General features: G+C 57.3%; 7 protein-coding genes. 2 read left to right on the top strand and 5 right to left on the bottom strand.

Annotation, left to right across the window (positions count from 1 at the left end; genetic code table 11):
• The first annotated feature begins 479 nt into the window (after positions 1-479).
• Both aroD and C4N24_RS10830 read left to right on the top strand, forming a co-directional pair.
• On the top strand, positions 480-1,235 hold the full coding sequence (gene aroD / locus C4N24_RS10835) for a type I 3-dehydroquinate dehydratase (protein ID WP_112091421.1): 756 nt from the start codon (positions 480-482) through the stop codon (positions 1,233-1,235).
• A 22-nt stretch (positions 1,236-1,257) separates the two neighbouring features.
• The gene (locus C4N24_RS10830; protein ID WP_015563755.1) at positions 1,258-1,860 is read left to right on the top strand and encodes a Type 1 glutamine amidotransferase-like domain-containing protein; all 603 of its coding nucleotides are present in this window, start codon (positions 1,258-1,260) and stop codon (positions 1,858-1,860) included.
• A gap of 310 nt (positions 1,861-2,170) precedes the next feature.
• Here C4N24_RS10830 and C4N24_RS10820 read toward each other — a convergent pair whose 3' ends face one another.
• The 5 genes from C4N24_RS10820 to C4N24_RS10800 all read right to left on the bottom strand — a co-directional run bounded on the left by C4N24_RS10820 (position 2,171) and on the right by C4N24_RS10800 (position 8,850).
• Positions 2,171-3,382, bottom strand: coding sequence for an NADP-dependent isocitrate dehydrogenase (locus tag C4N24_RS10820; RefSeq protein ID WP_005925517.1), 1,212 nt, complete (start codon positions 3,380-3,382; stop codon positions 2,171-2,173).
• Positions 3,383-3,442: 60 nt separating this feature from the next.
• Positions 3,443-4,630, bottom strand: a complete 1,188-nt coding sequence (locus tag C4N24_RS10815; protein ID WP_112091419.1) for a pyridoxal phosphate-dependent aminotransferase — start codon at positions 4,628-4,630, stop codon at positions 3,443-3,445.
• Positions 4,631-4,861: 231 nt separating this feature from the next.
• Entirely contained in the window at positions 4,862-6,046 is a 1,185-nt protein-coding gene (locus C4N24_RS10810; protein WP_112091418.1) for a cation diffusion facilitator family transporter, read from the bottom strand.
• Positions 6,047-6,277: 231 nt separating this feature from the next.
• A complete protein-coding gene (locus C4N24_RS10805; protein ID WP_112091417.1) occupies positions 6,278-7,474 on the bottom strand; it encodes a dicarboxylate/amino acid:cation symporter in 1,197 nt (398 codons plus the stop codon).
• 50 nt (positions 7,475-7,524) lie between these two features.
• The gene (locus C4N24_RS10800) at positions 7,525-8,850 is read right to left on the bottom strand and encodes a serine dehydratase subunit alpha family protein (protein WP_112091416.1); all 1,326 of its coding nucleotides are present in this window, start codon (positions 8,848-8,850) and stop codon (positions 7,525-7,527) included.
• Positions 8,851-8,865 lie beyond the last annotated feature (15 nt).

Below are 8,865 nucleotides of genomic sequence, written 5' to 3'. Positions count from 1 at the left end.
TTCCAACACGAAAATAGGTTCCGTTACAAGTTCTTTCGATATTGTTCAATTTTCAAGGTCCTGTGCGCCGCAGCCTTGCGGCTGACGACTTGATTATTTTACCACAGAAGCGGTTTTTTGTCAAGCATTTTTTTGAGAAGCTTTTGAACTTTTCTGAACTTAAATCATTCAGCAGTTTCTCGGTGCTAACCGGAACATTTGAACGTTCATTGGTTCTTTTCAAGGGCTTCCTGCTGAGACTTCAGAAGTCATTCTTTTGTCTCAGCGCTTGGCGCTCAAGTATAATACCACACCCCGGGGCAGTTGTCAACACTTTTTGACAAGTTTTTTCCAAATTCTTTGCGGGACAAATATCCCCCTGCTTTTCTCCTATTATAATAACCGCCTTTTCTTGACAAGGCGGCGGGCAGAACGTATTATGGAGTCATTCCAGCATCCTGTATAGGGTAGCTATCCTTATTATATAAAGGAGAAACGCCATGTCCTGTGTCAATATCCGCGGCTGCCGCATCGGGGAGGGCCGCCCCAAGGTCATTCTGCCCATTGTAGAGCGCACCGAAGCTGCTATTCTGGAAAAGGCCGCACAGTTTTCAACGTTGTCGGCCGATTGTGTGGAATGGCGAGTAGACTGGTTCGAAGGCTTTCAGTCCCCTGCTGCCATTGCCCGCTGCATACAAAAGCTGCGGGTCGCCCTGCGGGACAAGCTTCTGCTGGTCACCTTCCGCACCAAGGCAGAGGGCGGCGAGCAGGCGCTCTCCCATCCAGAATACCTTGCCTTTCTGCGCCTGATCCTCGATACCGACTGCGCCGACCTGTTGGACATTGAATTCTTCACCGCCGGAGCCGACCTGCCCGCACTGGTGGAGCAGGCACATTCCGCCGGAGTCGCAGTGGTGTGTTCCAGCCACGATTTTGCCAAGACCCCGCCCCGGGCAGAACTTGTCTCCCGCATGGTGCAGATGCAGCAGGCCGGAGCCGACCTGCCCAAGCTGGCCGTGATGCCCCAGTGCCGCGCTGATGTACTGGAGCTGCTGTCTGCCACCGCTGAGATGACCGACCTTCACCCGGAAACGCCGGTCATCACCATGAGCATGGGGGCGCTGGGCGCGGTGAGCCGTCTGGCTGGGGAGACTTTCGGCTCTGCCATGACCTTTGCCAACCCCGGGCAGGCCAGCGCCCCGGGGCAGGTATCGCTGGACATCGTAAATGAAGTGCTGGATGCACTGCATTTGTAACCAACAAAAAAGGAGAATATTGATGAAACTGTTTTTATGTTCGCACTTTTCAAGCGTAGGAAGTCTGATAAAGGAAGAAATTGAAAATAAAAAAGTCGCATTTATTCCAACAGCTTCGCTGCGTGAAGGCTACACCGGTTATGTCGGCTCGGCTCGAAAATTATTCAAAAAGTTGGGAGCAATCGTAACTGAAATTGATATTTCAACGGAGGCTTATTCAACGATACAGTCTGTTTTTGAAGATGCGGATGTGATATATTTTACCGGCGGAAATTCTTTTTTCCTTATAGACCAGCTCCGTAAAACGGGAACGGATGAGCTGTTGAAGAAAGAATTGGCAAAGGGAAAACTGATGATTGGTGAATCGGCAGGTGCGATTATATGCGCTCCAAGCATCCAATATATCGAGCAAATGGATGAAAAGCCGGAGGACTACTCACAAGAAGATGATGCAGGGCTTGATTTGATTGATTTCTATGTTCTTCCGCATTATCTTACAGCACCATTTAAGAAAGTTACCGAGAAAATAATGACTGAGTTTTCGGATTTGAATCTATGCCCAATTAACAACCGTCAGGGAATTGTAATTGATGGTGAAGGTTCAAAGGTTATTTGCAAAGACTAATTTGAAAATTCGCGTTTGTGGAGCGAAGCAGAACAATGAAAGCCCCAGTGGGGCTTTTAAGCGACAGAACGGTCTTGCGTAGCAAGATGGAGGGGCTTTGCCCCGACAAGTTCGCGTTTGCGAAGCGCAGCGCAGCAATGAAGTCCCCAGTGGGGACTTTAAGCGACAGAACGGTCTTGCGCAGCAAGATGGAGGGGCTTTGCCCCGACAAGTTCCAGTTTGTCGCACACCCTGCCTAAAACATAAACCGGAACGATCTTTCCTTTTTCGGGTGGATCGTTCCGGTTTTTATGTTATATTGAAAATCGTTTTATGCCAGCTTGGCTTCCAGACGCTCACGGATGGCCTTGATAAAGCCCTCGCTGTCCACGGCGGTGGGGGTGATGCCCTCTGCCAGACCGCACAGGTCCTTGGTCATGATGCCCTCGTTCAGGGTCTGCAGGCTTGCGGCTTCCAGTGCCTCGCCAAAGTGCACCAGCTCCGGCAGGTTATCCAGCTCGCCGCGCTTCTTGAAGGCGCCGGACCATGCAAAGATGGTAGCCATGGGGTTGGTGGAGGTCTTTTCGCCCTTCAGATACTTATAATAATGGCGGGTGACGGTGCCGTGGGCGGCCTCGTACTCGTACTTGCCATCCGGGCTGACCAGCACGCTGGTCATCATGGCCAGCGAGCCAAAGGCGGTGGAGACCATATCGCTCATCACATCGCCATCGTAGTTCTTGCACGCCCAGACAAAGCCGCCCTCGCTGCGGATGACGCGCGCCACGATATCGTCGATCAGGCTGTAGAAGTAGGTGATGCCGGCAGCTTCGAACTTTTCCTTGTACTCGGCATCGTAGGTCTCCTGGAAGATATCCTTGAAGGTGTGGTCGTACTTCTTGGAGATGGTATCCTTTGCGCCGAACCACAGATCCTGTTTCACGTCCAGTGCGTAGTTGAAGCAGCTGCGGGCGAAGCTGCGGATGGAATCATCCTTGTTGTACTGCCCCTGCAGCACACCGGCACCCTCAAAGTCAAAGACAGTGGCGCGCTGCTGGCTGCCGTCTGCGCCGGTGAACACCAGCTCGGCCTTGCCTGCACCGGGAATGCGGAACTCGGTGCACTTATACACATCGCCATAGGCGTGGCGGGCGATGGTGATGGGCTTTTTCCAGTTCTTGACCACCGGCTGGATGCTGTCGATCATAATGGGTGCGCGGAACACGGTGCCGTCCAGCACAGCGCGGATGGTGCCGTTGGGGCTCTTCCACATCTCGTGCAGCTTGTACTCCTCCACGCGCTGGGCGTTGGGGGTGATGGTGGCGCACTTGACCGACACACCATACTTCTTGTTGGCGAGGGCGGCATCCATGGTCACCTGATCTGCGGTGGCATCGCGGTTGGGCAGACCCAGATCGTAGTACTCGGTCTTAAGATCCACAAAGGGGAGGATCAGCTCGTCCTTGATCATTTTCCACAGGATGCGGGTCATCTCGTCGCCGTCCATCTCCACCAGCGGGGTCGTCATCTTGATCTTTTCCATAGCAGGTTTCCCTTTCCTCTATTGGTTGTGTATTTTATGCCCCGGGCAGGGGCGTTCCGGTTATTTGCGGTAGGCGGCTGCCAGCTTTTCAAAGGCGGGCAGGCTGCGCTTTACCTTTTCGGTGTCGATGCAGTAGGCAAGGCGCACATAGCCCTTGACCCCAAAACTGTCGCTGGGCACCAGCAGCAGATCGAACTCCCGGGCTTTCTGACAGAAGGCGTTGGCGTCCTCTTCCAGTGCCTTGGGGAAGATATAGAAGGTGCCGCCCGGGCGCTCTACCTCAAAGCCCAGCGCGGTGAGTTTTTCGTACAGCAGCTCCATATTGGTCTGGTAGACCGAAAGATCACTGGTCACCTTCTGGCAGCGGCTGACTGCCCGCTGGATGATGCTGGGCGGGCAGTTGTGGCCGGTAAAGCGGGAGATCTGGCTCATCATGTCCACAAGGATGTCCTCCCCCTCGCACCCCGGGCGCACCGCCACATAGCCCAGACGCTCGCCGGGCAGGCTCAGGCTCTTGGAGTAGGAGAAGCAGGTCAGGGTGTGGGGATAGAACGCCGCCGGGTAAGGCACGGTCTTGCCATCAAACACGATGTCCCGGTAAGGCTCGTCACTGACCAGAAAGATATTGTGTCCGTACTGGGCGCTCTTTTCGGTCAGAATCGCCGCCATGCGGGTCAGAGTGTCGGCAGAGTAGACCACGCCGGTGGGGTTGTTGGGGGTGTTGATGAGCACACAGGTGACCTTTTCGGTCAGCATCTGTGCAAAGGCATCCAGATTGGGCTGGAAGGTGGGTGCCTGCGGCGGCACCACCCGCAGCACCGCGCCTGTGCCCGCCACATAGGGGCCGTACTCCGGGAAGTAAGGCGCAAAGGTCAGCACCTCGTCCCCGGGCTGGGTCACCGCCCGGATGGCGTGGGCGATGGCACCCGCCGCGCCGGTGGTGGGGAAGATGTGCTTTTGCGCGTAGGGCAGGCCGAAGGTCTCGGTCAGATGCTCCGCCACAGCGGTGCGGAAGCCCGGGTCGCCCTGACTGGGGCAATAGCCGTGCAGGCTTACCGGCTCTTCCTGTGCCAGCAGGGTCTGCATGGCTTCGGTAAACTCCGGCGGGCAGGGCACGCTGGGGTTGCCCAGTGAATAATCGAACACATTCTCGCTGCCGATCTGGGCAGCGCGCTGTCTGCCATACATGAAGGTCTCGCGGATGACGCTTTTGTTGTTCAGCATGGCGCGGTAGGTTTCGTTCAGCATACTACTTTCCCTCTGCTTTCCTTATGGCAACACCGCACAATTCCCGCCTTACGGCTTAAGCACCACTCCGGCGGCTGCGGCACGGCATCTGCGTTGCCAAAATGCTCGATAATACACAAAGTATTATCTGTGCTTTTGGCTTAGCATCTGCCGCACCTCACTCGCCGTATCGGCACTTAGAATTATGCGGTATTGCCTTATATCGCAAAGCCCGTGCGGGGCGGCTCCCCCTCATTTATGAGCCGCAGCCGTATAGCTCTGTTCCAGCTTGATAATGCAGTTATAGGCGGGGTCCTGTGCCTTGATGAACTGTTCCATCTGGGTCAGCAGCTCCACCTTGTCCCCGGCATAGCCCGCGGGGAGCACCAGATCAAAAAGCACATTGGTGTGGGTCTTGCCCGGCACGATACGCAGGTCGTGCAGCGAGAGCGCAGGGTCCAGCTGACGCAGCTTTTCGGTCAGGCGGCTGCGCAACACCCCCACGGCGGCGTCCGAGGTGACGATGGGGTCATAGTGGATGGTCACCATCAGGTGGTCGTTTTTCATAAAGTCCCGCTCGATGTTGTCGATCAGGTCGTGCGCTTCCAGCGGGTCCTGCTCGGCGGGCAGCTCCACATGGATGGACGCAAACTGATGGCCGGGGCCGTAGTCGTGCACCATCAGGTCATGTACGCCCAGCACGCCGGGATAACCCATCACGGTCTGTTCGATATGCTCCACCAGATCTTCGCTGGGGCTTTCACCCAGCAGCGGGCTCAGGGTATCCATCACCAGCCCCCAGCCGGAGATCAGGATAAACACTGCCACGCCCACGCCCATCAGGCCGTCCAGCACGTCCCAGCCGGTCACACGGCAGAGGATAGCGGCTACCAGCACGGCAGCGGTGCTCAGCACGTCGTTGCGGCTGTCGGCGGCAGTGGCAATAAGGGTCTCCGAAGCAATGATGCGGCCAATGGTGCGGTTGAAGCCGCTCATCCACAGCTTGACCAGAATGGACACCACCAGCACCGCCACGGTCAGCCAGCCGAACTGCACCGGGGTGGGGTGCAGCGCCTTGGTGATTGATTCCTTCAGCAGGGAGAAGCCGATGCCCAGAATGGTCACGCTGACCACCAGCCCCGCCAGATACTCAAAGCGGGCGTGGCCGTAGGGATGCTCGGCATCCGGTGCCTTGGCTGCCAGCTTGAAGCCCACCAGACTGACGATATTGGAGGAAGCATCCGAAAGGTTATTCAGTGCATCGGCAGTGATGGCGATAGAGCCGAACAGGGTGCCCACCACAAACTTGCCCAGACAGAGCAGGATATTGCACACCATGCCCACCACACTGGCCAGATTGCCGTAGGCGGCACGGACGCGGGGGTCCTGCGGAGAATTGGGACGGCGTATAAACAGACGAATCAAAAGCTGCGTCATAAAAGCTCCTTTCAGGCTGCGCATTTTCAGCGCACCCAATGTCCTTCTAGTATAGCATTTTACTTTATGGTTTTAAAGGCGTTTCAAAAATTTCATCCCATTACGCCGGATATCAAACCGGGTTGCCGCACAAAAAGCCCCGGTGGCCATGCGGTCGCCGGGGCTTTTCGGAGATTTTGGGACTGTCTGTTCACAGTCTCTTGTAATTAAGGAGGAGTGCTCAGGTTTTTATCACAGGATCGGGCTTTCGAGATCGCCGGTATCGGCGATGCCGTGCTTCTCGGCGTAGCCGGTCAGCATCAGGGTCAGCGCGCCGTCACCGGTCACGTTGCAGGCGGTGCCGAAGCTGTCCTGCAGGGCGAAGATGGCCAGCATCAGAGCCGTACCGGCGTTGTCGAACATCAGGACACCGGTGATCAGACCCAGAGAAGCCATGACAGTGCCGCCGGGCACGCCGGGTGCGCCGATGGCGAAGATGCCAAGCAGCAGGCAGAACAGGATCATGGTGCCGACGCTGGGCAGCTTACCGTACAGGATCTTGGAAACGGTCATGCAGAAGAACACCTCAGTCAGCACAGAGCCGCACAGGTGGATGTTTGCAAACAGGGGGATGCCGAAGCTGACCATGTCCTTACGCAGGACCTTGCTCTTGCGGGCGCACTCCAGCGCCACACCCAGCGTAGCAGCACTGGACATGGTACCGACAGCGGTCAGGTAAGCGGGGCCGTAGTGACGCAGCACTTCCCAGGGATTCTTGCCGGAGTAAGCACCTGCCAGCAGGTACAGCACAGCCAGCCAGATGTAGTGACCGGCCATAACGATGACGATGATCTGCAGGAAGGCGGGCAGCTGATGGGTGATGGTGCCCTCGTAGCTCAGGCCGCAGAAGGTGGCGGCAATGTAGAAGGGCAGCACGGGGATGATGACCTTGCTCACGATGTCCAGCACGATGTTCTGGAACTCGGCCAAAAAGTCGCAGGTCAGCTTGCTGTTGGTCCAGGTGGCAGCCAGACCCACCAGAACGCTCAGCACCAGAGCGCTCATGACGCTCATGATCTGGGGAATGTTCAGTTCAAAGACGACGCCCGGCAGCTCGCGCAGACCGGCAACGTTGTTGTCGATGGACAGGTGGGGGATCAAACCGTAGCCTGCGCCCATGCTCATGAAGGCTGCGCAGACAGAGGACACATACGCGATGACGATGGCCACTGCCAGCAGACGGGAGGCGTTTTTGCCCAGCTTTGTAATGGACGGAGCAATGAAGCCGATGATGATCAGCGGCACACAGAAGGTGATGAGCTGACCCATGATGTACTGCAGGGTCACCACAACGCCCATGGTGCTCTCATTGAATATCTGACCAAGGATGATACCAACAAGAATGCCCAGCAGAAGCCGGAAGGGCAGACTATTGAATAGCTTTTTCATAACTTTAGTACCTCTTTCTTTTTCCCCCGGAAAGGGCCGGGTGGGGAGACTTATTCCGTCTCCGGGAGGTGTTTGTTCAGCATCAGATCAAGGATCACGCTGTCGCTGGTGCCGTGGGTGCTCAGGGTGGCAAAGTTGTCCAGCGTATATTCCACATTGTGCTCCACGATGCCGTCGGTGCTCTGCACCCGCACGCCGCGCACGCCCATGGCAGCTGCCTGACAGGCGGCGTTGACGCAGGTAGAGATCTTCAGTGCGCAGTCGGCCTTTGCACCATCGCAGACCATGCCGGTGATGTTGCCCACCATGTTCTGGATGGTGCAGCATACCTCGTGGTAGCCGCCGCCCAGCAGATAGGCAATGCCGCAGGCTGCGCCGGTGGCGGCTACGGTTGCACCACAAAGGTTGCTCAGGCGGCCAAACTTGGCCTTGATGCGGATCGCGATCAGGTTGGAAAGGGTCACGGCGCGGAGCATCTTCTCCTCGTCGATGTCCAGCCAGCGGGCAGTTGCCACCACAGGCATAGTAGCCGTGATGCCCTGATTGCCGCTGCCGGAGTTTGCCACCACCGACACCGGCGCGCCTGCCATACGGGCGTCCGCACCGGCAGAAGCAGCGACCATGGCGTTGGTGGTCAGATCGCGGGTCATCAGCCCCTTGCGGCAGTTCAGCTCCAGATTGCGGCCAATGGCAAGGCCGTATTCCTTGGCAAGACCCTCGTCGCTGATGGTCGTGTTCACCTGTACGGCGCTGCGGATGATGTCGATGGGGTCATGCAGGGGATCCAGTTCCTCGGTGCAGTAATCCCAGATGAAGCGGACGGTCAGAAATTCTGCGATCTGCTCCGGGGTCACCACATCGCTGTCCCCGGCGGCGGCAGAGTCGGTGTGCTGCTTGTCCAGCGTAGCCACGCCGTCCTGCTCCACCAGCACCACGTTGGTGTGCAGGTCCCGCACCACTGCGCGGCCGGTGTGGCCGTCAGAAGTGACAAGCACCTCAATGTAGAGCTTCTGCGGCACCTGTGCCACCTCTACCTTGACCTTGCCTGCCTTGACAAGGGCGGCGGCTTCTTCCATCTGCTCCCGGGGCACATAGTTCATGACCTCCAGCAGGTGGACGGGGTCGCCGCCTACGGCACCAATGGCGGCGGCGTAATCCATGCCCTGATACGAGGTGCCCGGAATGCCCGCCGACATGGCGTTTTTGATAATGTTGATGCTGGCGCGGACGGTCACGGCTTCTACCCGTGTGCCGCCTGCCTTGCGGAGTGCTGCGCCCGCCTCTGCGGCGGTGAGAGCGACTGCGCCGGGCTCCGTACAGCCGGTGGCCAGCTCCATCTCACTGTTCAGGATGCGAACGAACATCTGTTTATCCATTTGGTTCACCGTTTC

Origin of the sequence: Faecalibacterium prausnitzii (genome assembly GCF_003287405.1) — a bacterium.
Taxonomy (GTDB): domain Bacteria; phylum Bacillota; class Clostridia; order Oscillospirales; family Ruminococcaceae; genus Faecalibacterium; species Faecalibacterium intestinale.
Note: the sequence above shows the minus strand (reverse complement) of the source record. Positions and strands in the feature narration are given on the sequence as shown.